Annotated in this window: 21 protein-coding genes and 1 other annotated feature; of the genes, 6 read left to right on the top strand and 15 right to left on the bottom strand. The window is 52.2% G+C overall.

Annotated elements, in window-relative coordinates; genetic code table 11:
- Positions 1–317: 317 nt before the first annotated feature.
- The 6 genes from HP435_RS06610 to HP435_RS06585 all read right to left on the bottom strand — a co-directional run bounded on the left by HP435_RS06610 (position 318) and on the right by HP435_RS06585 (position 11,248).
- Positions 318–689 carry a hypothetical protein gene (locus HP435_RS06610; protein WP_122962861.1) on the bottom strand — a complete coding sequence of 124 codons (372 nt, stop codon included), beginning with the start codon at positions 687–689 and terminating at the stop codon, positions 318–320.
- 11 nt (positions 690–700) lie between these two features.
- Complete coding sequence (locus HP435_RS06605; RefSeq protein WP_173598446.1) at positions 701–5,494, bottom strand: polymorphic toxin-type HINT domain-containing protein; 4,794 nt, start codon at positions 5,492–5,494, stop codon at positions 701–703.
- A gap of 160 nt (positions 5,495–5,654) precedes the next feature.
- Positions 5,655–6,518, bottom strand: coding sequence for an ABC transporter ATP-binding protein (locus HP435_RS06600; RefSeq protein WP_173596072.1), 864 nt, complete (start codon positions 6,516–6,518; stop codon positions 5,655–5,657).
- 4 nt (positions 6,519–6,522) lie between these two features.
- Positions 6,523–9,399 (bottom strand): ABC transporter permease, encoded by a 2,877-nt coding sequence (locus HP435_RS06595; RefSeq protein WP_217365625.1) that lies wholly within the window; start codon positions 9,397–9,399, stop codon positions 6,523–6,525.
- Between the two features lie 18 nt (positions 9,400–9,417).
- Positions 9,418–10,554: an efflux RND transporter periplasmic adaptor subunit gene (locus HP435_RS06590; RefSeq protein WP_229049842.1), complete on the bottom strand. Its 1,137-nt coding sequence runs from the start codon at positions 10,552–10,554 to the stop codon at positions 9,418–9,420.
- Between the two features lie 4 nt (positions 10,555–10,558).
- On the bottom strand, positions 10,559–11,248 hold the full coding sequence (locus HP435_RS06585) for an ABC transporter ATP-binding protein (protein ID WP_122962856.1): 690 nt from the start codon (positions 11,246–11,248) through the stop codon (positions 10,559–10,561).
- A 246-nt stretch (positions 11,249–11,494) separates the two neighbouring features.
- Between HP435_RS06585 and HP435_RS06580 the strand changes: the two genes are divergently transcribed.
- Genes HP435_RS06580 through HP435_RS06560 form a run of 5 tightly spaced genes read left to right on the top strand, consistent with a single transcriptional unit; the run spans position 11,495 to position 15,329 of the window.
- The gene (locus tag HP435_RS06580) at positions 11,495–12,502 is read left to right on the top strand and encodes a helical backbone metal receptor (RefSeq protein WP_173596069.1); all 1,008 of its coding nucleotides are present in this window, start codon (positions 11,495–11,497) and stop codon (positions 12,500–12,502) included.
- A gap of 19 nt (positions 12,503–12,521) precedes the next feature.
- Positions 12,522–13,517 (top strand): FecCD family ABC transporter permease, encoded by a 996-nt coding sequence (locus tag HP435_RS06575; RefSeq protein WP_122962854.1) that lies wholly within the window; start codon positions 12,522–12,524, stop codon positions 13,515–13,517.
- Position 13,518: 1 nt separating this feature from the next.
- Positions 13,519–14,298 (top strand): ABC transporter ATP-binding protein, encoded by a 780-nt coding sequence (locus HP435_RS06570; protein WP_122962853.1) that lies wholly within the window; start codon positions 13,519–13,521, stop codon positions 14,296–14,298.
- A gap of 25 nt (positions 14,299–14,323) precedes the next feature.
- The gene (locus HP435_RS06565; protein ID WP_122962852.1) at positions 14,324–14,830 is read left to right on the top strand and encodes a HugZ family pyridoxamine 5'-phosphate oxidase; all 507 of its coding nucleotides are present in this window, start codon (positions 14,324–14,326) and stop codon (positions 14,828–14,830) included.
- A 28-nt stretch (positions 14,831–14,858) separates the two neighbouring features.
- Positions 14,859–15,329, top strand: a complete 471-nt coding sequence (locus HP435_RS06560) for a DinB family protein (protein WP_122962851.1) — start codon at positions 14,859–14,861, stop codon at positions 15,327–15,329.
- A 78-nt stretch (positions 15,330–15,407) separates the two neighbouring features.
- On the opposite strand, the gene HP435_RS06555 is transcribed toward HP435_RS06560, so the two are convergent.
- From HP435_RS06555 to HP435_RS06535, 5 genes are all read right to left on the bottom strand, one after another.
- Positions 15,408–16,592 (bottom strand): M20 family metallopeptidase, encoded by a 1,185-nt coding sequence (locus tag HP435_RS06555; RefSeq protein WP_122962850.1) that lies wholly within the window; start codon positions 16,590–16,592, stop codon positions 15,408–15,410.
- Between the two features lie 58 nt (positions 16,593–16,650).
- Positions 16,651–17,880 (bottom strand): Zn-dependent hydrolase, encoded by a 1,230-nt coding sequence (locus HP435_RS06550; protein WP_173598448.1) that lies wholly within the window; start codon positions 17,878–17,880, stop codon positions 16,651–16,653.
- A 130-nt stretch (positions 17,881–18,010) separates the two neighbouring features.
- Positions 18,011–19,309 (bottom strand): helix-turn-helix domain-containing protein, encoded by a 1,299-nt coding sequence (locus tag HP435_RS06545; protein ID WP_173598449.1) that lies wholly within the window; start codon positions 19,307–19,309, stop codon positions 18,011–18,013.
- 72 nt (positions 19,310–19,381) lie between these two features.
- Entirely contained in the window at positions 19,382–19,918 is a 537-nt protein-coding gene (locus tag HP435_RS06540; RefSeq protein WP_173598450.1) for an HXXEE domain-containing protein, read from the bottom strand.
- 12 nt (positions 19,919–19,930) lie between these two features.
- Complete coding sequence (locus HP435_RS06535) at positions 19,931–20,521, bottom strand: TetR/AcrR family transcriptional regulator (protein ID WP_173598451.1); 591 nt, start codon at positions 20,519–20,521, stop codon at positions 19,931–19,933.
- A gap of 133 nt (positions 20,522–20,654) precedes the next feature.
- Positions 20,655–20,919, top strand: a binding site (T-box leader).
- A gap of 67 nt (positions 20,920–20,986) precedes the next feature.
- On the opposite strand from HP435_RS06535, the gene trpS reads away from it, so the two are divergent.
- Positions 20,987–21,970: a tryptophan--tRNA ligase gene (gene trpS, locus HP435_RS06530; RefSeq protein WP_122962844.1), complete on the top strand. Its 984-nt coding sequence runs from the start codon at positions 20,987–20,989 to the stop codon at positions 21,968–21,970.
- 71 nt (positions 21,971–22,041) lie between these two features.
- Here the strand turns inward: trpS and HP435_RS06525 are convergent, their stop codons facing one another.
- The 4 genes from HP435_RS06525 to HP435_RS06510 all read right to left on the bottom strand — a co-directional run bounded on the left by HP435_RS06525 (position 22,042) and on the right by HP435_RS06510 (position 26,397).
- Positions 22,042–23,514 (bottom strand): sodium:solute symporter family protein, encoded by a 1,473-nt coding sequence (locus HP435_RS06525; RefSeq protein ID WP_173598452.1) that lies wholly within the window; start codon positions 23,512–23,514, stop codon positions 22,042–22,044.
- Positions 23,511–23,714 carry a DUF3311 domain-containing protein gene (locus HP435_RS06520; protein ID WP_122962842.1) on the bottom strand — a complete coding sequence of 68 codons (204 nt, stop codon included), beginning with the start codon at positions 23,712–23,714 and terminating at the stop codon, positions 23,511–23,513. Before HP435_RS06520 ends, HP435_RS06525 begins: the two co-directional genes overlap by 4 nt.
- Positions 23,715–23,828: 114 nt before the next feature.
- The gene (locus HP435_RS06515; RefSeq protein ID WP_122962841.1) at positions 23,829–25,034 is read right to left on the bottom strand and encodes a Zn-dependent hydrolase; all 1,206 of its coding nucleotides are present in this window, start codon (positions 25,032–25,034) and stop codon (positions 23,829–23,831) included.
- A 7-nt stretch (positions 25,035–25,041) separates the two neighbouring features.
- Complete coding sequence (locus HP435_RS06510) at positions 25,042–26,397, bottom strand: MmgE/PrpD family protein (RefSeq protein WP_217021881.1); 1,356 nt, start codon at positions 26,395–26,397, stop codon at positions 25,042–25,044.
- Between the last annotated feature and the right edge of the window lie 2 nt (positions 26,398–26,399).

Below are 26,399 nucleotides of genomic sequence, written 5' to 3'. Positions count from 1 at the left end.
TTGCCACAGCAAAAACAGACACGTCACATGCACGTGTCTGTTTTTCTTGCAACAACTCCCCGCACCCGAACCGGAACTTGCACGCTTATAGTAACTTGGATCTGTACTTCCTTCCATCATCTTCCCAAAAGCATAAAAATTCAAGCGTTTAAGTACGTACAAGCATATTAGAGGAATATCATGCGGAGGTGATGAGGGTTAAGTTCTTTCGGAGTGTGCCGCCCGATTCATTTGGCACTGGGTGTGAAGGAGAGATAGAGAAGGTGGCAACTATTCAGCTACCACCCTCTTGTAATTATTTGTTCATTGCTTATTCTTTAACATCTATTTATGTCTACATCCAACACTTCAATTTCGTCATGATTTTTAAGTACACTTTTAAGCAGCATGGTTAAATAATAATCAAGTTTAAACTCCTCTCGTTCAACATCACATATATTGTCATTTGGCAAAATTGATAATACATAACCTTCTGTTTCACCAAATCCTTTATACCCTTGTAATACCACGCTCAGACCTAATAATGGAGATGAGATGAATAATGCTGGTACCTCATCATAAATTCTCTTCTCCTTCCCTCCAAATTTTAATCCCCCTAATATTTCCTTAGAAATAACGTTTCCTACTTCCTCTATTTCCAAGTTCGATTTTATTGTAACATCGCCCACGAGATAAGGTAATTTATCCATTCATGTCCTCCCTATTTAAATAAATTGTATCCATACGGTTTAACCTTTTGTTCGAACTCTGCCTCTGTCCAAACCCTAAATGTAAATGGTTTTCCAGGTTCCGTGCGATATCCATCAAAGGATTTTTTAAATACCTTCTCCAAGTCATCACATATAGCACCTAATTCCTTAAACCTTCTCGCATCCCTGAAAACAACGTTAGGGCCAAACTGAGAAGCCAATTTATCACTTACGATGAAAGCATCTACGTCAAAATCATTCGGGTCAAAAGGGCCCCCAGTGGAATATTTGGTGCCAGTTGCAAGAGACCCTCGATAACCAACTTTTGCATCGGGATATAGCTTTTTAATTTTTGTTACATAGGTAGTCATAATGTTGTAAACACTTTTAGCTATATCACACCATCCAATATTATGAACCCAAATGCCCAAGTCACTTACAAAGTAGGTATGGAAGTCAGCAACAGTAAAATTATATACCTCAACTGGCTCATCATGCTTAACAATCTTGATGTTGTCAATCGTCAAGGTATTCCCGTTACTCTGCTGTAACTTATCCCCCACCTTCAAGTCTGCCGCCAGTACCCAGCCTTTGCCTATTGCCCAAAACGGATGGTTATCGGTTGTCTCAATGACTTGGTCGCCTACAGTGAGTTCATAGATGATCTCCTTATCATTTCGATACAGATGCGTAACTACCTTGTAAGCCTGCTCACCAGTTTCTTCATTCTTGGAAAGAACCTTATCTCCGACTTCAATGTCTTCGATATTTTTCTCCCCTGCGTCTGTTAAAATCTTTGTGCCTGCTGTAAAGCAGTTGCATTCAAATAGATCATCAATGGTCTTACCCGCTTTCTTGACTAGCTTTCCACCACTCTTGGTCAAGCGAAGCACAGGAACCGCGGCTGCACCAGTCTCATATATAACAATATCTCCATTAAAGAGAAACTGAGCAAACTTTCCATATTTATCCCGCCCAGTCGCTCTTCCTGAATGGATGTAATAAACTAACTGATTCGTTAACTCCCCTTTCTCTTCTAGCACTTCTCCACCGCCAACGTTTACGTTGAGAGAAACATGCACGCTTCTGTTCAGAATCACTTCAAAAGCAATGGCAGACATCAAGAAGTCTTCATTGTACGCACCCGTGATCGGGCCATCGTAGAACAGCATCGCCTGTAGGTTCTCTTGTGCTTGACGGATCGTTGCGCTTGGAATGGTGCTATTGTAGCGAGAGATTAAATATTGGATATCAAGCTCTTCATTCGGGTTCGTATTCACAACGCTTATTGGCACAAGAATTTGATATTGTTGTGCATCGGAAGCTACGACTTTAACAAAGTAGACGCCACTTTCAGCCCGTTGTCCGGGATTCCCTTTTGTGTAGATGCCATTCCAGCTAAACGTATGGTATCCTGCTGGTTGGTTTGTTCTGGTCTCTTCATAGACAGGTCTTCCCTGCTTGATTACCTGAATCGTTACGTTTGGATGCGGATTTGAAAATCTCCATTGTACTGTTACTGATTTTTCAAAACCTGGTGTTGTATCCACTGCGAAATTACTGGAAATTCGTTTTGGGCCATGAAAACCTGCCTGATAGTTTCCACCGATTTCGGTGGACAATAGCGAAATGCCAGACTTTAATTGGGCTTGCGTCTGGCTTTTATTCCAAACTACTTTTGCATAATAGGTCCCAGCCACTTCTGTAACAAACAACGTGTCTTCCTCATTCGCATGGAAGGTTTTAAGCTCTGTTCCTTGCGAGTCCTCCAAGATGAGCATGTTATTTGTCACATAAAGGTTCATGTAAGCCATTTCTTCAGCCGTGAGCACAAAGTAGTCAACGTCATAGGGAGAAGACAATTTGTCCGTATAAATTTCATCCCATTCAGCCGGAATGGCTGTTTCTCTCGTGCTGTCCAAGTCTTCTTCAAATGTAAGTCGAGACTGCAAGGCAGATGCTGTTGTTTCAAGTTTAACGTAGTATGTTGTATTCGCTGTTGCGTCCCATTCGACTTTTGAAAATTTGGTGCCAAAAGGACCATCGTGATCGTCGTTGCTTGTCACTTCATTCTGCAAATTTACATCCGAATAAATATACAGTCTTGTATCTTGTTCAAGTCCATTATTTAAATACGGAGACGAAAAGATCCGGTGCTTACCAGAATGGTCCGGCGTTACTTTAAAGAAAGCCGCTGTGCGATTATTTTTATTTACATCCGTAAATACATCGACACTCAAGTTCTCAAACTGCGGTTCATTGCCGCTGTCATTTGCGATTTGAATATGATCGTAGGAACCAAAAAAAGTGATCGGAGCTGCTGATGTTACGGTTACTTTAATCGCTCCACCTGCCGGAACTTGAAGCGAAGTAAGCGCTGAGTTTAACTCGCTGGAAACCAGTGAACCCGCGCTATCGTAGATTTCGTAATCGTATCTCTCCACCACATTGATCGCATCGTATCTCAGCAGTTGGCTCTCCAGCAAAGATTTGTTTTTAAATGCAAGGTTCTGGCCTTGAACAACGGTTTCTCTAATAATTGCAGGCTGTGTTCTTTCCAAGCCAACAAAATCCGAGGTGAAGGCTTCTAGCATGAGCGGATCATTGGAATGATTCGTAATGATCAATTTGCCACGCGGCGGAACTTGCATGGTAGAAATGGTTGCATCCATATCTTGTGAACGGATAGACCCATCCTGATTCAAGGTCACAAAATCAAACGACTTTGCTCCATTGGTACGGATATCTACACTTTGTTGCTGATCGGTTTGATTCACAAACTCATACGATTGAGTGTTCTCCAAAGTCTTTTGAATGATAGAGGAGGCACTCTGCAATTCCGGCCGAAATATTTGTTCGTATCCGCTAAAGGTAACGGGCTCCTCTGATGTTACGGTAGCAAGGATAGTTGCATTCGCAGGGATGTTTCGATAGGAAACAGCGGCATTATGATGAGCAGATGTAACCGTTCCGTTTTCCATCAACTGGTAACTAAACTTGCCTCCACTGCTCATGGTGAGCAAGTCTGCATTCGCCTTGCCGATGTTCGTTACCGAGATACTGCTTCCTTTGCTGAGCCTCTGTGTAAATAGAGCAGGTCTCGATGTATCTTGCCCGATAAAATAAGATTTGAATGCCCGGAAGGTTACAGGCAACTCTGATGTTGCGGTAACGACAATCGTTCCACCTGCAGGGACAACTTTGGAAGATACGCCTGAATCAATATCCTGGTATAACGGGTCCCCGCTGCCGCTATAGATGGCATAGTTAAAAGTTCTTTTACCGGACGAATTTAAAGTCCCATCTGTATCTATGCTTTGGTTAGAACCTGACGTATTTACGAAAATATAAGATTGACCATTGTCCAACGTTTTCGTAATGATCGAATCCGCCGAAGTAAGGTCTTGCAAAATATCATAATAGCCGGTAAAGGTAACAGGCGTATCACTGATTGTGGTTGCAATCAGCTTGCCACCAGCAGGGATGGAGAGAGAGGTATTTCCAGAGTCATAGGACTGTTGATAAGTAGATCCATCACTTTTTAACAACTGGTAACTGTAGCGTCTGCTGCTGGAGCCGTTTACCAAAACCGTCGTGCTTTCCGTTGCCGTATTGAATAGTTGAATGGTTTCCTCTTTTTTGAGTGTTTTTTTGATTAATGCCGGATGATCGTTTCTTTTCCCACTAAAGTAGCTTGTGAAAGCCTTAAAGGTAACGGGAATAGCTGACGTGGCAGTAACGACCATTTTCCCGCCAGCAGGGATCGTTTTGGAAGTAACCGTTGCATCGGCATCCTGGGCATGAGCGCTACCATCTGCTTTATATATGGCTGAATCGTATGTCTTCTTGGCACTGGACGAGTTTGAAGCGTTTGTTTTAATGACGTGGGTAGCCGTATCATCAAGATTTTCAAAAAGATAGGATTCCCCTGCTTCCAAAGTTACGAAAAGTAATGCATCGCTTACAGGTTCTTCGTCGTTAAAGTCATAATATCCAGCAAACGTAACGGGATCGTCGGCTGTCACTGTAGCGATGATTTTCCCGCCTGCGGGTATCGTTACGGTACTGGAAGCATAATCATAGGCTTCGGTTGATAAAGTACCATCTTCTTTATACGTTTGATAACTAAACTCTTTTGCTACACCTTCCACCTTGATGGAATTGTTAACCTCCCCGGTATTTACAAACGAGAAACTCTCTCCTGACGACGCTTCTTTTTTTACTAATGCCGGAGTAGTGCTCGCTTCAGAGCTGACTTGACTGGTAGTAAAAGTGAAAGTAACGGGGTTTGACGAGGTAACTGTAACGACCATGTGCCCACCGGCACGAACGGACCTGGAAGTAGACTTTGAATCCGTATCATAATCGTAACCGGATCCGTCTGGCAGGTAGATGGCGTAATCGTACGTATTTGTACTCGTTGCGTTAGATTTTATGTACGTGGCATTCGTATGGATGTTCGTGAATTTATAAGACTCACCCTTTGATAAGGTGATGGATCCATCGTAAGCTGCTGCTAGTGCAAACTCCCCTTTTACCGGGGCTTCTTCTTCAAGATTAGCAGGCTCTGCTTCGGGTGTTTTTTCTGATGACGTGCCATCAGCAATCTCTTCTTCTGTATCAGTCTGGACAGGTTCTTCCGGAGGGGCAGTGCCCGGATTCGTCTTGCTTTCATCGACGGATGAAACAACTTCCTGGGCCAAGGCCGTGTTGTTAAAAATGAGTGGCTGGCTAAAAAAACCGATTGGTTCTAGCAATAGGCAAAACATAACAAAGCAGCATAAAAGTCGTTTTAAGTGAACCAAACCTTACACATCCCTTCCTCTTTTTCCAATTAATTGATATGCAAACTTGATTATACGCTTAATGAATCTGAGTGCAAGATGATTAGCTTTTCACATCAAAAACAGACACGTCACATGTACGTGTCTGTTTTCCAAAAAACCCCTGCCCCCAAACCAAAATCTACCGCCGCGGCGGGAAGAGAACGATTCGATCATCCTGCAACTCGATCCGCAGCTTGCCGTCTGCCTGGATCGCCTGGAGGTACTCCATCGGGATTTGCAGCCGTCCAGCCTGGTCAAGCACTGCCCATTCTTCATGGGAATCCGCCTCTTCTCCTGCTGAATCGCCGCTGTCCTCTTCTGTTCCTTTTCGCCGCAACAACTCGCTGGACGTCTTTCCGTCCCGGATCGCTACGACGCGATCCACCTTGCGCGCAAGCTCCAGGTCATGCGTCACGATCACGACGGTAAGACCGAACGAACGGTTCAGCTCCTGAAACAAGTCGAGAATGATCGCCGCTGTGCGGGTGTCTACGCTTCCCGTCGGCTCGTCAGCCAACAGCAGCTTTGGGTTGTTTGCCAAAGCAATGGCGATCGCCACTCGCTGCTGCTCGCCACCGGACAGCTCGCTCAGCTTGTTCTTTTTGCGATGGCCCAGCCCGACCAGTTCCAGCAGTTCGTGCGCCCGCTCGCGTTTTCGCATGCCGCGAAGCAGCATCGGCATCTCTACATTTTGCAAAGCCGAGAGATACGGGATCAGGTTGCGCGCGTTGTTTTGCCAGACAAAGCCGACCGTCTGCAAACGATATTGCACCAATTCCCTTGGCGTCAACCGAAACAAATCCGCTCCCGCGACCGACAGCTTTCCGGCCGAGGGACGATCCAGTCCCCCCAGCATGTTCAGAAGCGTTGACTTTCCGCTCCCGCTATTTCCGATGATTCCCATCAATTCCCCGGTCTCCACACGCAGATCCAATCCTTGCAGCGCCACTACTTCCAGATCGTTAGCCTTGTAGATTTTAACCAAGTTTTCGCACACAATCATCTGCTTAGTCCTCCCCCAGCTTGACGGCCTGGTGAATCTGCATGCGCGACAGCAAAAACCCTACAATGCCGATTCCGATCGCAAGCGTCACCGCAATAAACGTATAGATCACTTGCTCATCTTGCGGCATCGAGACGACGGTAAAGGGCGGCACTTGCTTGTCTGCGTGCAAGTAGAGACGCAGTGCCGGCAAAAACAGGATGTTGGACAGCTTGCCTGCCGCCATTCCGATCGCAAAAGCAAAGCCGAACGTCAACAGCTGCTCCCAGGCCAGGATGGACAAAAGCTGCCTGAACGGCATGCCCATCGCGCGGAACACGCCGTATTGCAATTTCCTTGCTCCCAGTGTCAGTACCCAATACATCACGTACCCGATAAAAGTAACGAGCATCGACAGCAAAAATCCGAGCGTCAGCGAGCCGTTCAGTCCGAGGTAAAAGGCGTTGTTTTTCACCGTGATCAGCTGCTGCCTGGCATTGTCCAGCATGGCGAGCTTGACCCCGCCTTGGGCCAAACTTTTGTAGAGCGACTCGGAGGATGCCCCAGCCTTCATTTTGATCCAGACCTCATAAGGCTCCAGCCGAATCTTGTCCTGGACAAAAGGCAAGTTGGCCACAGCCAGGTACTGTTCCTGCATTTTGCTTGTATACGTGCTTTTGACTGGCGCCGGACTCCATCCCGGCCAGTAGTCGACGATCGCATATACAACCATCTCAACCCGGCGCGAATTGCCCCATCCCATCAGGATCGTTTGCCCCTCCACAACGTGCAGCTTGTCGGCGAGCGAACGGGACAACAAAAGCGCCCGCGGTTCTTTTGCCAGCAAGTTCAAATATTCATGAAAATGATGCGGCAGCAAACCAGGCTTGATCCAGGCCGTCTGTCCGAACTCTTTTGGATCGATCCCCATCAAGGTAACATCGGACACCGGATCTCCCTGAAAAGCGGCCTCGGCCAGTCCATTTACGTATACCTTCGCGGCATGCTCCACTTCCGGCAAGCTGGTGAACACTTGAAAATCCGGCTCGATATACTGAACAGGAGGCGCTACAGGCTCTTTTTCCGCGCTCTCGCCTTCCTCTGCGTTGTTGCCCCGCCTAAAGACCATGACAGGTGGCTTGTCGCTCTCCCACTCGGTTTTCAGCCGGATGTCGGCACCTGTTCCGTAGCGGATTCGCTCTTCCGCATTTTGATTAATGGTCCGCGCCGTGCTTGCGCTGTACATCCCCACTGCAACGGTAATCGTCACAAAGAGCATGAGAAAATGATACTGGCGCGGCGACCTGCCTACCTGGACCAGCGTAGTATGCAGCGAGAGCGGAAAGACCGAGCGCCCCGCCCACGACAGCAACCGCAGCAACCACGGGTACAGCCTGAGGCAGAGCAAGCCAAAGCCTAGCGAAAACAGAACAGGCACAAAAAAGAGCAGGAAGTCTACGGAGATGTCCGAAGCCCCTTCCGTCACTTTGGCGGCGTTTTCCACGGCGAGTCGGTGCGAATACCAGCCATACCACGATATCGCAAGCAGCAGTACATCGAGGAAAAGCCGATGCCAGACCGCCGAGCCACTCATTCGCGCGAGACTTTGCTTATGCGTCACTATATTTTGTCTCGTAGCGAAAAGCACCGACAACAGCAAAAGCCCGATACATGCAAGCACCGTCCACGCCGCGTAAGCAAAAACCTCGCTGTTTACGGCGATCTCCAGTCCTTTGCGATCGACAAATTCGAGAAACCCGTTGGAAATGCCCAATATTTTGCTGAGCTGAACCCCGACAAAAGGCCCGAGCAGAAAAGCGCACAATCCGAGAATGCCTATTTCCATTAAATAGATAAAAAAGATTTGCAGCCGACTCGCTCCACGGCTCCCGAGCACTGCAATCTCTGTGCGCTGCCTCTCCACAATCAAGCCGGAAACCATGACCAAATACAGGCCGAGCATCAGAAAAATCGGGATGTAGAGCGACCAAAGAATCAGCTTGAACTGATTCGCCTGCTCCTCGTATTTTTTCGCGATACTGCCTGCTGGAAACTGAATGCCGTACTCCGCCCCCTTCAAACCTTGCTGCTTCAAATACGCTTCCATCCCCGCTACGACAGAAAGCAACTGTTCCGTATCGGGAATGCGAAACGACTGATACTGCATGGCCACGTACATCTGGGCAAATATAACGAGATTCTTTTCCTGCAAAAAAACGCTGCGCAATAGTTGCTCGTCCAAAATAAAGCCTTTTTCGTATTCGGACGCGGTGACAAACCAATACGGATCGTTTCCCTCTTTTTCCTTGAATACGCCAACTGGCTTGACTCGTACCGCGAGTCCTTTTGCCTTATCTGTCGTCAGCTCATACAAACTTCCCAGGACCATTTTTCTATCCCGCAAAGCTTTTTCCGTCACAAGCGCTTCCAGCACGCCATCTACTTGCGTTGCAGCCGGCATTCGCCCATCGACCAGAGTCGTATGCTTTTCCAACTCACTCAAGGAATAGAGCGGCGTACTATCGGAGCTGGCAGCCTTTGTTCCTTGCAGACGGGATGGCACGGCGTCAAAAGGGACTGTCCGCAAAACGGTGACATGTTCGAGTACAGGCACACCCAGCGGAGCAATCACCTCGTTTTGCAAATGGACGGCCATATTGTCGAAAAGGGCTGCGCTATTCTCCACTGGTTTGTTCAAATTGACGGAGACGAGCAGGCCGCCAGGGAAGTGCTTCACCTTGTTTTGGTATTCCTCCAGCTCCTTTGTGAGCAAACGCTGGAGAACCCCTGACGTGAAGGCAGGAATGCTGGAAACCAATCCTACAGCGACGATCAGCCCGATCAGCAAACTGCCGACAAGCCAGCGGTTATTTATCATTTTTCGCAGGATCATCTGCACCATCGCCACGACATTGTCCCCCTATTCCAAAATAATCAGTTGGCCTGCCACAAGACCTTTGCGAATTTCGACCTCCGTCTGGTTCATGATCCCGATCTCCACGTCCACTTCCTTCTTGCTCTTGCCGTCCAAGACGCGCACGTAGTTTCTGCCCGCTATTTCATGCAGCGCTTTTCGCGGGATAATCAGTGTCTGCTCCGCTTTGTCCACGATAACCTCAATGCTGACTCCCGTTCCGATTTCCAGTCCCTGCGCAAACGTTTTCGGGGAGATGAGCAAGCTTCGCTGATACAAATTGCTCAAATCTTCCGGCAAATTTTCCGGGACGTGAAGCGGTGTCTGTACGACTGTTCCCTCTATTTTATCTCCGCCGTTAACAGAGATAATGACGTTCATGCCTTCCTTGACATCTTTCAGAGCCTCTCGCTCCGGAGCGGTGTAAATGACGTACAGCTTGCTCGGATCGCCTACAGTGACGAGCGTTTGGTGCGCGTCCACCTCATCGCCTACTTGCTCGTTGCTGACGAAGATGACGATTCCGTCAAAAGGCGCCACCAGCTTGGTCTGCGTCCAGCGTTTTTGCAGATTGTCCAGCTCCATTTGCTTTTGCTTCACATTCAGCTTCGCCCGCTCCACGGCGTACTTGCGCTCTTGCGGGTCCTGCAATTTTGCCAGCTCCAAAAGAGCCTTGTCCCATTCGATCTTGGCCAGCTTCGTCTCACTCGCCTTGGCGTTCATCTCCGCCTTCAGAGCATCCAGCTTGGCCGATTCCACTTCGTAATGATTGTCGCGCTGGGCATCCAGCAGCTCCAGCTTGGCTTTTTCCACCTCGTAGCGGGCGGATTCGATCTCCCGCTCCAGATCGGCGGCATCCAGCTCAGCCAGCACTTGCCCTTTTTTCACCCGCTCCCCGCTTTGGGCAGCAAACGACTTCAGGCGCAGTCCTTTTGTCTCGGGAAAAGATAGCTCCACCGTATTCGCGGTCGTAAACGTACTGTTGCCTTTGACGCTTTTCACGATTGATCCTTGCGTCACTTCGGCAACCTCGTACGTAATCGGAGATGGCTCCACCAACGGCGGCGCCAAAGCTTCCTCTTCCTTTGGCAACAGGGAACAGCCTGTCAACATCACGGCCAACGATACATACAGCCACTTCATCTGCTTACCTCGAACCGCGTACCGTCTTGATGCGACCGTCCTCCAATTCATAGACATCATCCGCCACCTCCATTACCCCAGGATCGTGTGTGGTCATGACGATGCTCATTTCGCCTTCATCCACCAAGCGGCGAAACAAACGGCTGATCTGCAGCCCTGTTTTGCTGTCTAGCTCGGCTGTCGGCTCATCTGCCAAAAGCAGTGTCGGCCTGCTCGCAATCGCTCTGGCAATCGCACATCGCTGCTGTTCTCCTCCGGACATCTCGAACGGCCGATGCTGTGCCCGTTTGGACAATCCCACGAAGTCAAGAGATTCACCGACACGCTCCTTCCATGTCGCAGCAGACGCTCCGGACAGGCGCAGCCCAAACTCGACGTTTTCCGCCGCTGACATGAGTGGAAGCAAGCCAAACGATTGAAAAATAAAGCCCATGTGCTTTTTCCTGATTTTGGTGCGCGCATGATCAGGAAGCTTGCCGATTTCACGGCCCTCGAAATAAACGCTGCCTGACGTCGGGCGATCAAGGCCGCCCAGCAGATTTAAAAGAGTCGTCTTGCCTGACCCTGATCTTCCTTTTAAAACTAGCAATCTTCCTTTTTCCACGTGCATTTCTACACCTTGCAGCGCTCGAACGGCAGCCGCCCCTCGGCCAAATATGCGTTCTACGCTTTTTGTCTCTGCAATCAAAGTCACGATGACACCCCCGAAAATAAATTTTTAAATAGATAGAATATTATAGTAACGAAAATAATGACTTCTTTTCCATGAAAATGCAATAAAGCAATATAAAATAAAATAAACCGTTACTTTATTTCTTTTTGTTTCCAGTTCTATTCCTATTCAAAATTCTTATTGATAATAGTAATCATTCTCTAATATAATCATCCCAAAAGACAAAGATATTGATTCTCATTATCAAGTAACGGGAGGCTATACATCGTGAAGCAAGCAGGATGGAAAATGGGCATGATGGCGTTGCTGTTGACAAGTGCAGTCGGGTGCAGCAACACGCAACCTGCCGAACCGGCGAAGGATTCAAGCGCAACCGCACAACAACCAGCTACAGAACAACAGACAACCTCGTCCTCAACAGAGAAAGCGGCTGCCGCAATTAGCGTGGACGAGAAACAGGCAGCAGAGCTGCTGGCGCAATTCCAGGGTCACTCTCCTGCCAAAGTCGTAACGATCTCCGTCGCGATTACCGAAATCATGAACGAGCTAGGCATTGCCCCGATCGGAGTGCCTACGACCAGCAGCAAGCTGCCTGCTGCTCTGGACAGCGTGCCCCGGATCGGGACGTCGCACCAGCCTGACCTGGAGCAAATCGCCAAGCTCCAGCCGGAAATCGTCCTCGGCCCCAGCTCCATCAAAGACAGTGTCGACAAAAAATTGAAGCCTGCGGGCACGCCAACCGCTTATTTGCCCGTCGATTCCCTCGATGAGCTGAAGCTGTCCACAGTCGTGCTCGGACGCCTTTTCAAACAGGAAGCGAAAGCAGAACAACTGCTCGGCAAAATCGCGGAACAGGAAAAAACCGCCATCGAGGCGACGAAGGGCAAGCCGGCTCCCAAAGTGCTGTTTTTGTTCGGCTCGGCTGAAGCGCTCATGGTCATGAATGAAAACACGTTCGCCGGAAGCATCGCCCGCAACCTGGGGGCTGTCAACGTAGCTGCCGATACACTCAAACAAACGCAAACCTACGCTCCTTTGAACATGGAGAGCATCATCGCGGCCAATCCGGATGCCATCTTGCTTGTAGCGCACGGCGATCCGAATGCTGTAGCGAAAAAATTCGAAGAAGACGTGAAAAAGAACGGCGCCTGGGAAAAAATGAACGCCTTCAAAAATGGCAAAATGCAGTCGCTTGATTTCAGTACGTTCGGCACGGCTTCTCTCGTCAACGCCCCTGCGGCCTATCAGCAGCTTGCGGACATCCTGTACAAGTAAGCAATAAGGAGCTTTTGCCGTGAGCCAGAACCACTCAAACAAAAAAACAGTCGTGTTGGGAATCGCCTGCCTGCTGCTTCTGCTGGCTACGCTGCTCTCTGTCGGGCTCGGGAGTGTGCAGCTATCGCTGTGGGAAACAATGACAACGGTACTGGGGCAAGGGACTGAGGCCAACCATACCATCCTGTGGGACATTCGGATTCCCCGCGTTTTCCTTGCGCTCTTGATTGGCGCCAATCTCGCCGCATCCGGAGCGCTGTTGCAGGCTGTCATGCAAAACCCGCTGGCCGATCCCGGGCTGACCGGAGTATCCAGCGGTGCAGCCGTCACGGTTTTGTTCATTATGCTGGTGGTGCCCGGCTATTCCGCTCTCATCCCGCTTTTTGCCATCCTCGGAGGCGGGGTCGCTGCCTTGATGGTTTACATATGGGCCTGGAAAAAGCAGGGGGGCTTCACTCCTGTGCGCATCATCCTGTCTGGTGTCGCCGTCAATGCCGTATTTGGCGGCGTCATCGGCCTGTTGTCCATTTTGTACAGCGACAAGCTGCCAGCGGCTCTGCAATGGATGAACGGGAGCCTGTCCGGGAAAAGCATGAGCGATGTGCTGACGATCCTCCCCTACTCGGTCGCCGGGTGGATCGCCGCTCTGTTATGCATTCGCTCCGCCAACATTTTGCGCCTGGGCGAGCAGGTCGCGCACAATCTCGGGCAAAACTTGAATCGGCTCCGCTTCACCTTGTCCCTGATCGCCGTCTACCTCGCTGCCATCTCCGTATCGACCGTGGGACTGGTCGGTTTTGTCGGGCTGATCGTCCCGCACATGGCGCGCATGCTGATGGGCTCCGATTACCGGATGAACCTGCCTTTCGGACTTGTCCTCGGCTCTCTCGTCCTGCTCGTAGCGGATACGCTGGGACGGACGCTTTTTGCACCGCTCGAAATTCCGGCAGGGATCGTCATGGCGATTGTCGGCGGCCCCTACTTCCTTTACCTGATGCGAAAAGGAGGACAGTGAAGTGCTACATGTACAGTCGTTGAATATAAATTACGGGAGCAAACGAATCGTCAACGATTTTTCCCTGACGATCGAGGAAGGGGAAATCGTTTCGATCATCGGACCAAACGGCTCAGGCAAATCGACCGTGCTCAAAGCGATCTCGCGCCTGATTCCTTGCGAGAGCGGCTGTGTGCGCATCGCGGGCCAACTGGCGGACAGCATGAGCATGAAGCAGCTGTCCCGCGTCATGTGCATGCTGTGCCAATCCAACTCCTGTCCCTCGGATGTCACCGTCGAGGAACTCGTCGGATATGGTCGTGTTCCGCACAAAAAATGGTATGAACGACTCGATGCAAACGATTTTGAAATCGTCGACTGGGCCTTGCAGCAAACAGGCATGGACAGCTACCGGAAGCGCTATCTGGCTTCCCTGTCCGGCGGGGAAGCCCAACGAGCCTGGATTGCCATGGCCTTGGCCCAGAAACCGAAGCTTCTCTTGCTCGATGAACCGACAACGTATTTGGACATCGCCCACCAGCTGGACGTGCTGGAGCTGGTAGCAAAGCTGAATAAGGAATTACAGCTCACGGTTGTGATGGTGCTGCACGATCTGAACCACGCCAGCACTTACAGCGACAAGATTTGCGTCATCAAGGACGGGGACATTCGCGTATTCGGCAAGCCCCAGGATGTCTTTACGATGGAGCTGATTCGCAGCGTCTACGGCGTCGACACGGAAATTCAATATACGCCAGACAGCAAAAGCCCGCGTATCCACGTCCTGAAAAAAGCACAATAATTTACGAAAAGCGAGGGATGCTCGTATGAAAGCAATGGACAAAGAAGCGATGAAGGTTCAGTACCAGACGTTTGCGGCCGGTATGAAAACACTCATGCTCAGCACAATCGACGAGCATGGAACGCCGTTTATCTCCTATGCCCCGTTCGTCAAGCACAACGGAAATTTTTATATTTACATCAGCAAAATCGCCAATCACTACCGTTACCTGGAAGAACAGCCGGGAGTCGATGCGATGCTGATTGAAGACGAATCCAAGACGGCGAATCTGTTTGCCCGCCAGCGCGCCCGCTTCGTCTGCACAGCCCGCAACATCGGCAACACCGGACATGATGAGATATTCGCCCAGTTCGAACAGCGCTTCGGCAAAAGCATGATGGATATGCTACGCGGCCTCGACTTCTCCCTGTTCGAGCTTGAGCCATCGGAAGGCCGCTACGTTGCCGGATTTGGTCAGGCGTACGACATCGACCTGGCCGCGGACAAATTCGTGCACGTCAACCGGGACGGCCATTCCCAATCAGCCAAATAGACATTCACGCCAACAGGAGGGCAATTTCATGACTACATATTCAACTGCATTGACACTGTGGCTCACCATCCAGGAGAGATTCCACAAAACAGCCAAAAGCATGCCGGAAGAAGATTTGAAGCTCCGCATGGGCGCGGCATCCATCGGCTATATGCTCAGACATAACGCCGAGGTGGAATACATGTTTGCCGACTGGTATTTCGGGCAAAGCATCCCGGCAGACGTTCAGCTTTTGACGAAAAACGGGCCTGTCGAGGGAAAAGAATTTACCAACATGCGCGAGCTTGCCGATTTCATGACAGCCTCCAACGACCATCTGCTTGCCGGAATGCAGAACATGTCGGAAGAAGCGTGGACGACGCCTGTGACGACGCCGCTCGGTACGTCGACCCCGCTCGAAGCATTGGGACGCCTCATGTACCACACAGGCATCCACGCCGGACAAATCTCGCAAATTCAGCGAGCGTTCCATGCAAAAGAAAAAGAGCGCACGCATTAAAGCGCCGCTCTACACAAAAAAATCGCCCCTCGTCACGATCCAGCGGACGAAAGGGCGATTTTTTCATTGGCAATTGCGTCAGGACATGACGATTTTTCTGGCTGCGTTCAAAAACATTTTCACGCCGATTTCCAGCGCATCCTCGTCGATGGTAAAGCGCGGATGATGGTGCGGGTAAGTGATCCCCTTTTCCTTGTTTCCGGCCGCGACATAGAAGAAGCAGCCCGGAGCTTTTTGCTGGAAGGCGGAAAAGTCTTCGCCGCCCATCGTCGGACGCATATGCTCGACCCACTCTTCGCCCAGCGCTTCCACGACGACCTCTTCCATCAGACGCGTCACTTCCGCATCGTTGATTACCGGACGGTAGCCGAACTCGTATTTGAACTGATAGCTCGCGCCGTGTGCTTCGGTAATCCCTTTGATCACGCGCTCCATCAGGCCGGGAATGGACTCCCGCAACGTTTGGTCAAAGCTGCGCACCGTCCCGCAAATTTCTACCGAGCCAGGAATGACGTTGTGAGTAGTCCCGCCGACAAACTGCGTGACGGACAGCACCAGGTTGTCGAGCGGATCGGCATTGCGCGAGACGATATGCTGCAAATTGGTTACGACCTGTGCCGCAACGGCGATGCTGTCGATAGTTTCATGCGGAAGCGCGGCATGGCCGCCTTTTCCCACCACAGTGATCCAGAACGTGTCAGGCGCTGCCATCATTGGTCCCGGGCAAATGCCGACTGTCCCGAACTCCATCGTCGCCCACAGGTGCGTCCCGATGACGATATCCACGCCATCCATTACACCTGCCTGCACCATCTCCTCCGCACCGCCTGGAAACACTTCTTCGGCGTGCTGGAACAAAAAGCGCACTTCGCCCTTGATCTGCTCTTTCATGCCGGACAAAATTTTCGCAGTACCAAGCAGCATCGAGGTATGTCCGTCGTGCCCGCAAGCGTGCATCACGCCCGGATTTTTCGAGACAAATTCAAAGCTGTTTTCTTCCGTGATCGGGAGCGCGTCCATGTCCGCGCGCATCGCCAGCACTTTTCCCGGCTCGGAGCCGATAAGCCGCGCCATCACACTGTTTTTCGTCGGTCTGCTCACTTCCAGGTTGCCAAAAGACAAAAGCGTCTCATAGACGAATTGCGCTGTCTTCTCTTCGTGGAAGGACAGCTCGGGATGCTCGTGCAAGTAGCGTCTCCACGCTATGACTTGCTCTTTGACCGCTCCGGCCGCCTGGTTTAAATCTGTCACTGTCGCTGTCATCGTTGTCTCCTCCTCGCCCGGCGAACGGCTTTGGAGCGCCTGTCCGCCTGCCTGCTCTCTATATTTGCTTTGCCAAAGTCAAAACGGTTCGGTACAACACCTTCGCTCCGTCCGCGCAATCCTCCATAGTCGAGTATTCCGCCGGATTGTGGCTGATGCCGTCTTTGGAGCGGATGAAAATCATCCCGACCGGACACAAATCGACCAGCTGCATGCAGTCGTGCCCCGCTCCGCTAGGGAGTCGGAACACTTCCAAGCCTTCCGCTGCACAGCCGTCCGCCGCAGCCTCCTGAATGCTGTCCGAGCATACCGCTGGCGCGATCCGCTGCAACAACTCCACTTTCAGCGTCACGTTGCGCTCTGCACAAATCGCCTTGGCCCGATCGCAAATGCGCCGTTCCACGTCATCGCGAATCAACTCGTCCACATCGCGCAAGTCGAGCGAGAACTCTACCCGGCCCGGAATCACGTTGACCCCGCCAGGAAACGCCTGGATTTGTCCGACTGTCCCGACGCTGGTTCTCGTCCGGGCGGCTTCGTCTTCGATGGCGAGCATCACGCGTGCAGCCGCTGCCAGCGGATCACGGCGCAAATTCATCGGGGTAGCTCCGGCATGCCCTGCCTCGCCTTCCAAAATGAATTTCATCCAGAGCGGCCCCGCTACACCTGTGACGATTCCGACGGACAAACCGCGGCTTTCCAGCACTTTGCCCTGTTCGATATGCAGCTCCACATACGCCTTGACGCTGCCAGGCGCGCGTGCGGCAAGGCCCGTCTGGTCAGGATCAAGCCCGACCTGGCGCATCGCCTCGGCTATGGTGATTCCGTCCTTGTCTGCCTGCTCCAGCTCGCTTCTTTTGATCAGTCCGGCAATCGCCCGGCTTCCGATCATCCCGTAGCCAAACCGCGTTCCTTCCTCGTCCGTCAAAGCAAGCACCTCAATCGGGTGCTCCGTCTCAATTCCCTGCTCATTCATCGTCTGCAAAATTTCCACGCCTGCCAAAACGCCAAGAGGCCCGTCAAAATCTCCGCCATTCGGCACGGAGTCGATATGCGAGCCAACCAAAACAACAGGTGCCGAAGGATTTTTCCCTTCTTTGCGTCCAATCAGATTGCCTACTTCATCCTCGCGAACGTCAAGCCCTGCTTCCTTCATGAAGGAAGCTACGAGATCTTTTGCCGCACGCTCCTCGGGGGTAAACGACAGCCGCGTTATCCCTCCAGCTTCCTGGGCGCCAATCTTGCCCAACTGCCCCAGCCGATCCCACAACCGATCCGCATTGATCATGACGAGTGACTCCTCCCTTATCCAACCGCTTATTAACGGTTGATTTACGGCTATGTCCCTAATTGTATAATAGTCTGTCTATTTTGAAAAGAAAAAAGCGTGTCGCCACGCCTCCCAAATAACGCACTTTTCACAAGGAAATCCGGTACACTTTGCGCGGACGGCCGCGCGGATTCGGACTCTCCTCGCCGACGACTTGCGCGATGCCTTTCGACTCCAGCTCGATCAATATCCGGCGGGCGCTGCGCGGCAAAATTTGCATATGCGAAGCCAACTCATGCGCGTTGATCTCTTGCTTGCCCCGCTTTTTCAAAATCGACTCCAGCTTGGACAAAGTCATGACGCTTAACGACGTCAACTGGCTCAGTTCCTGCAACTTTTCCGAGTCGTAGCGATAGGCGATCTGCTCCTCCCGTCCCAATGGCCCAAGGACGCTTTTGTCGTCCAAAAACACCATCCAGTTGCCAGCTCCCCGCTCCTTGGCGTGAAGCAGTGCCGTGCCGCCGTGAATTTCCGCTTCGTAAGCTGTCTTGCCGATGCCGATGCCGCACGTGACCAGATCGGGGCGAATCCCGAACAGCTCCTCCAGATCGGGAATCGTGGCGTAGTCAGACGTGACCTCCTGCACTTTTCCGCGCGTGGTAAAAATCACGTAGCGCCCCGGCCCGGCCGTCTTCAGCGAGCCTTGCAAATACTTGGCGTAGCGCAAGAGCTTTTCCATCGTCTTGATCTCGGCATTTTGCCATTCATCCGTGGAAAAATTGCCGCCCGCAAGCTCGCGGAACGGATCGATTTCCATCATCTGCACCGCGATCTGCGTATCCTTGAAGTGGAGCATCTCGTGCGTGCGCAAAAGCATGTGGATGACAGACAGCACGCCCGCTTTTGTCGGCACGACGCGATGTACCGGGACACCGCGGCGCAAAAGCTCCAGCTCAGCCGTTCGCAGGCAAGTGACCGCTGCCTTTGTCTTGCCTTCCTGCCATAGCTTTTCGTGAAAATCCGCCAGCTCACTGGCCAAAATCGCGCCCTCGTAATGTTTGAGCCAGCGAAAGCCTTCTGCTATGCCCGCTTCCTGCAAAAAGTGTCCCAGCTCTTCCGCAGTGAACGTGTCGAAGCTCACCTCGTCTACGCGAATCCCGAGCTGGTGGGACAAATGCAGCAACGTTCGGTACAAGCTCGCGCCAATGTGCGGCACATAGGCTGTCGGCACCTGGATTTTGCCCGTCTGGCTCGCCATCGCATGCGGAACCTGGCCGGAAAAAAGCCACATGTCCACCTCGTCCAGGTGCGGCAGCAGCAAATCCGGAATGTCTTCTTCTCTCCAATACACAATCGGCAAGCATTCAATCTCGGGAAACTCCTGCACAGCCGATTCGATGATCGCAAGCGAATCATCTGCGCCGATCACGCCTAGTCGCAGCCTCAATACTCGTCCCTCTTTCACGCTTTTTTCCTAGAATAGCAAAAATTTGCGCCGGCAAACAGCCACCGCCTTCCGTTAACGGGCGACCAGACTGCCTGCTGCCTGCCCGATCCGGTGCGCCGCGTACAAAATGGGCACGACCAGCAAACAGTAAGGCAGCGTGCTCCAGACGAGCGACCATGTGACCAGACCCGCTTCGAACAAGCGAACATACGTGTACACGCTGTAGGGCAGAACCAAAATCACGGCAGTTGCCACGCCAGGTGTGTACGTGCGCAGCGCAATTGTATGCCCGAGATGGGTGAAGACATGCAGAAACATGACGTGCAGGCAGACCAGGAACAACGGCAAATAAGTTCCCTGTGGCAGTGTGGCAGCCGCAAGCACGACCGCAGCAGAGAGGACAGCGAAAATGCACGCGACTGCCACGGCAAACTGTGCGGTACTCATGGACAGAGACGGCTCCAGCCATTTTTGCAGGCCGCGGGGAACCTTTTGCATGATCTGCTCCCGCTTCACCCGGAGCCAGCTTTCGACCATGATGATTTCCTCCAGATCGTGAAAGACAAACACAACCAGCAACAGCCAAATGAGATGCGTCAACTCACCCATGCGCCATCCTCCTCATCGCTTTTCCTGCAAAATTCCGTGCGCCAAAAAGCATACGGCTTCGTCGGCGAGCTGCTCGGGCGGCTTTTCCCCGGTCAGCAAAAAGCGGGCCGTCAGCCGGTAGCATACGGCGACCATCGCTTCTGCGGCCACTTCAGGCGACAAAGCGGCGCGGACGTGTCCGGCAACCTGATTTTGCCGCAAGTTGGCGCTTACCATCGCTGCCAGCTTGCGGTGCAGCTCCTCTCCTGCTTCCGCCTGATACAGGACAATCTGCGTCAATTCGGGCCGCTCCTGAAAGAACCCAAACAGAGCGACGAGATTTTCGCGCACCTGGTCGAAGACGTCTGCTTTGCCCAACGCCGTTACCTTGCTCCCTCCGTCAGCAAGCTCCCACAGCCGGGAAAAAAATTCGTCCATAAGCTGCTGGTACAGCCCTTCCTTGCTCTCGAAATACTGGTAAAAAGAAGCTTGCGTCAGCCCCGCCGCCTTGACGATGTCGCTCACCCGCGCACGATGAAACCCTTTCGCCGCAAATTCAGAAGCTGCCGCCGCAAGCAGTCGGCCACGGCTTTGCTCGCCTTTTGGCAATTTGCTCTCCTCCATCTCCCCACCCCCAAAAGTAACTCAACAGTTATATAACTCATGAGTTACTTTTACATTTTTTGGCTTATTTTGTCAATCCCCTCTTGCTTTTTTGATTGGCACTGCGTAAAATGATTGCTCAAAGGGTATCTTTTTAATGGCAATGAGGAAGAAGAGTAGTCATTTTTCGAGACGACAGAGAGCTGATGGTTGGTGCGAATCAGTGTTGAGGGAATGATGAATGGGCTTCCGAGCTCCAAACCGAACCCGGCTTGTTCGCAGCGGCAGTAGGCTTTGGCGTTACGTCCGTACGTTACAAAGGACACCGTATCAAAACGGTACGGAACAAAGCGATTTTGCGCATGATTGTTTCCTGTGCAAAATAACAAGGGTGGCACCACGGTTCATTCGTCCCTGTCCAGGGCGGATGGACCTTTTTGTATTTCCATCATTTATTTCCCCATTTGGAAAGGAGCAGCATCTATCATGAAAACCATTTTTTCCGGTATTCAGCCCAGCGGCATCTTGACCCTCGGCAACTATTTGGGCGCCATGAAGCATTTTGTTCCGTTGCAGGACCAGTTCAACTGCTATTACTGCATCGTCGATCAGCATGCGATCACTGTGCCGCAAGAGCCGGCTGTTTTGCGCGAAAACATTCGTCGTCTCGCAGCCCTCTACCTGGCAGTCGGCCTCGATCCGAACAAAATGACCTTGTTCATCCAATCGGAAGTTCCGGCCCACGCCAAGCTCGGCTGGATCATGCTTTGCACGGCGTACCTCGGCGAGCTGGAGCGCATGACCCAATTCAAGGACAAATCGGACGGACGCGGCGAGTCGATCCCTGCCGGACTGCTGGCGTATCCTCCACTGATGGCGGCAGACATTCTCCTGTACGGCACTGACCTCGTTCCGGTCGGCGAAGACCAGAAGCAACACCTGGAGCTGACACGCGACCTGGCAACCCGCTTCAACAACCGTTACGGAGAAATTTTCACCATTCCGGAAGTTCGCCTGCCGGAAACGGGCGCACGCATCATGTCGCTCGCCGATGGCACGAAAAAGATGAGCAAATCCGATCCGAACCAGGGCGGCTTCATCTCCATGCTGGATGACCCGGCTACGATCACGAAAAAAATCAAGCGTGCGCAGACCGATTCCGACAGCGCTGTGCGCTATGACAAGACAGAAAAGCCAGCTGTCTCCAACCTGATGACCATCTACTCGCTCTGCTCCGGCAAATCGCTGCAAGAGATCGAAGCGATGTACGACGGCAAAGGCTACGGCGCTTTCAAGACCGACCTGGCCGAAGTCGTGGTGGAAACATTGCGTCCGATCCAGGAGCGCTACGAGCAGCTATTCCACTCCTCCGAGCTGGATGACATTCTCTCTGCCGGAGCCAAAAAAGCCAATGATGCTGCCAACGAGATGCTGCACAAAGTCGAAACAGCGATGGGCATGGCTCGCTAACCGACAGCAAGAACCACGCAAAAAACGGGCCGGGATATATCTCCCGACCCGTTTTCTTTTGGCAAAAGCGACTACGAATACTGCGTTACTTGCTTCGCATCGGCCGCCTTTTTGGTAACGAAGCTGACAGCAACCATGACGAATATGTTGACCACGAGAGCGAAGACCCCGTTGTTCAAATCCTGAATCCACTGGGGGAAGCCCGCGAACAGCATGGCCATGGTCGTTTTGGTGAACGTCATGTACAAGACGATTCCTACCCCGAAGAAAATGCCCAGGAACGCCCCTTGCTTCGTAATCTGGTTACGCTTCATCAAGCTGCAATACAGGGCCGGAGCCAGTTGGGTCACCAAACTGAACGAGGTGAGGTACAAAGTGGCAAGCGTGTTGTTCTCGCCCAAAGCCATCATCGTGCACACGAGGGACAGGACGATCACGAAGCTTTTGGCAATCAGGGCAGAGTTGGCCCCTTCGGCCTTGGGAAACATGTAACCGTATACATTCTTCGTCAGCATCGTAGCCGCAGACATCAGCATCATGGAGCCGGGCACGAGGGTAGCCAACAAGCCTGTAGCACCGATGATGCCCACAAACCACGGATCAAACGTCTTCATCGACAGGCGCAAAAGCGCGTAATCGCCGTCTGGCCCCGTAAGTCCAGGCACTTGAACGATGGCGGTAAAGCCGACAAAGTAGACGAACAAAATCATGATCGCATAGAGCGGAAGCAAAATGGCGTTGGTACGGAATGTCCGCGCATTTTTGGCTGCGAAAATCGTCGGTGCGTTATGCGGCCACATGAAGTAGCCGAAAGCGCTGATCGCTACGGTGGAGATGAACCAGGAGAGACTCATGCCTTTGTCCGGCAAGGTCAAAATCCCTTCCTTGGCCGCACTGACCGTTTCAAACATATGTTGAAAACTGCCATGGTAATGCACGGGCAAGTAAATACCGAGGAACAGGATGACAAAGAAAATCAGAAAGTCTTTCACCGTGGAAGTCCAGGCAGAACCGTGGATGCCGGAAATCATGACGTAAACGACCAAGGCGATCATCCCGATCCAGATCGCTACGGTAGGAGAAATCGCTCCGTACGAAGTGGCGGACACCAGTATACCCATCGACTTGAACAACAGAACAATATAAGGGACAAGGGCGACTACGCCGACAATCGTCACAAACACGCCCAACACGGGACTGTTGTATTTGACGGCAAAAAATTCGGATTGGGACACGAGGTTGTGTTTCTTCGCGAACCGCCAGATCGGGGGCAACAGCCAGTAGGACGTAATCGCGCCCAAAGTCGTTAAAGCGATCAGATAAAAGCCGACTGCGCCTTTGGAATAAGCCAGACCGCTCGTGCCAAGCAGGGTAAAAATCGAGTACGTCTCACCCGCCAACAGCAGGAACACGAAAATACTGCCGAATCCCCTGCCGCCAATCGCCCATTGCTCCATGCTCATGTCTTTTCCCCTGCGGGCCATGATGCCCAGCAACAGACTGACGAGTAACGCCCCGAAGATGATCCCCATCGCGCTGTTCATTCGGTTTCCTCCTCTTGTTTGTTAATCGGATCGAGCTTGAAAATGATCCACATGATGACAGAGGACATAATCGTCCAGAAAAAGAACCAGAACAGCAGGAAAGGAAGTCCGAAAACGAATGGTTCCATTCGGTTGACAAATCCTGTGCCGACAAGAATTGCCAGAAACGGCAGCAAGCCGAGCAAATAATACACTTTCATCGATGTAGCCCCCTTTTCGTGGCAGGCAACAGGAGACCAGCCGCCCGGTCCGGTCGTTTACAGCCGTTCCGGTAAAAATGGCCAGCGCTCCGTTCGCCTGCTCTGTGACTGTTTTTATTGGGCCTGTCCGTATGTTTTCATCAACAAATGCAGCGTTTCCAGCATGACATTGGCTCCAGCCTCAATGTCTTCCCAAGACGTAAACTCATCCGGATGATGGCTAACCCCGTCCTTGCTGGGAACGAAAATCATGCCGACGTCGGTAACAGCCGTCAGCGAGTTGGCATCGTGATTGGCCCCGCTGAACATGTACTGGTAAGACTCGCCTAGTTGCTGGCACGCTGCCTCTATGTTCGCCTGAATCCGCGGCGAGAGCGCGTTTGGCCGCTTTTCCACGTCCACCTCGATCCGGGCCGCGATATTGGCTTGCGACCAGTTCCGAATCTGCTCCTCAATCCCCTTCATTTCCTCCCAGTTGCTGCCGCGAATTTCAATGTTGAGATCGGCTTCGCCTGGCACGACGTTTGCCAGATTGGGCGAAATAGCTATTTCGCCAACCGTTGCCACAATATCGCTGTTCGCTGCGACAGCGAGCCTGTTGACCTCCTGGATCAAGCGCGCCGCATCAAGCAAGGCGTCATGGCGCAGATGCATCGGTGTCGTGCCGGAGTGGCTGGCCTGCCCCTTTACTTTCACGGCTAGTCTCAGGATTCCCGCAATGGCTGTCACAATGCCGATTCGCTTTTGATTGGTTTCCAAAAGGGCTCCCTGCTCAATGTGCAGTTCCAGATAGCAATGGTAGTCGTCTTTACTGCGCTTGGCGCCTGCAACGTCGCACCATGTAAAGTTCAACTGACGCAGTTTTTTGTCAAAATCTTCCGACTGTTCGATTGATCCTGCGACTGCTCTGCTGCCAAATGTGCCTCCGAGAAGATTGGCTTCCTCGCCTACAAAACCAACCAGTTCTAGCGGCACTTCCGGCAGGCTGCCTGCTTCCTGCAATGTCTGGATACATTCCAGTCCGACGATGACGCCGAGCGCTCCGTCGTACAATCCGCCGTTTGGCACCGTATCGAGGTGGGAGCCAAACACAATGGCGGGTACTCCCGCAGCTCCCCACCGACCAGTCACGTTTCCCAAGCTGTCTTCGTTTACCGTCAGCTTCAGTGCGGACATCTTTTCTTGCAGCCAGGCAAGCGCCCTTTTTTCCTCGGCGGAGTAGGCCAGCCGGGTATAGCCTGCTGTTCCTGCATTGGCAACCGCGCCCACTTCCATCAAGTTGTTTTTCAACCGTTCGAGGTTGATGCGCATTCGTGTCATGTTGTCTTCATCCTTCCACTGACCAACTTTCGATCCGCTCCAGCCATTCGCTGACGGACGTTCGCTCTGGCAGCAGCAAGGCTTCTGCGATCATCTTGCTGGATACATCCGCCTTCCATCGTCCGAGCATGCTGGTAAATTTGTCGCGCAGCAATTCTGTTGGAAACGGCTGATCGAATCCCCCCGATGCCGCATCGACGTAGACGCTTTTCGTTGTGCCTTCGCGCGTCGCAACCGTCACTCTCGCCGCACGCTTGGCTGGCAGCAGCGCCGTCATTTCGGCACTTTCCGTCACGCGTATTTTTTTTGCCAGCTCGCGGACAGAACGGTCTTGGAACAGGGCTCCAGAGAAGCAATCGTACAGCGAATGGCCGTGAATGAGCACGGAGAGCAAAAACGGGATGGAAAACTTCGCCGCCAAAGCGTTCGCCGGATCTGGATCGTCCAGGCGGGCCGCCAAACCGTACGTCTCTACTTGCACGAAGTCGATCTGCGCTGCTTGCAGCTCCATTTCTTGCTGGAGAGCAAGCAGGGCATCGATTGCGGAATGGGAAAAACGGCAAGACGGGTATAGCTTGAAGTAATTTTTGTTCAACAAGGGCGGTGCCCACAAATCCGTCTGGAACAGCTCATACCGGATGCCTTTGGACAAAATCGTTCCCCACAGATGGTCGACGACATGCTCGCTGCTTGCAAAACCGGCCGCCTGGAACTCCCACGCCTGCAACGCCAGAAAACTGCCGATCCCGGCATACAGATTGCGAACCGTCATCCCCGTGACGGCTGCTTCCCAAGACGTTGCCAGCGGGAGCGAGGCAGCGAGCAGCGCCGCCTCGATGATTTGCTGCCTGGACTTTTTTTGCAAAAGGCCGCTGGCAACCGCTCCCCCGACAATTCCCCACGTTCCGTGCGGGTGCATGTCGTCATTCATGTTGCTCGCATAAGCCAGACGCGCTGCTACTTCATAGCCAATGGCAAAGGCACGGATCAGTTCTGCGCCTGACGCCTTGTGCTCCAGGGCGGTAATCAGGGCAGGCGCGAGCATGTGCGCCGCAGGATGCCCTTTTGCAAACTGGTTGCCCTCATCCAGCTCATTCGTTACGATCGCAGTGCCGTACAGCATCGCTGCCTGCGCACTCGTCGTATACAATCCGGTTCCAAATACGGGAACGGCGTGCAGTTCGTCCCGCTCGGCAAAAGCCACGTTTTCCAAATAGGCGCTCAGCTCTGGCGAAGCGAAGCCGTAGCAGGCAGCAAACAGCGTATCCGCAATCATCCACGTAGCCCGCTCGATCGTCTCGTCAGGGATGTCTTCCGGCCGCAAGTCGAGCAGTTCGCTCAACATGTCTGTAAATCGCTCCATGC

This window comes from Brevibacillus sp. HD3.3A (assembly GCF_013284375.2).
GTDB classification, from domain to species: domain Bacteria; phylum Bacillota; class Bacilli; order Brevibacillales; family Brevibacillaceae; genus Brevibacillus; species Brevibacillus parabrevis.
Note: the sequence above shows the minus strand (reverse complement) of the source record. Positions and strands in the feature narration are given on the sequence as shown.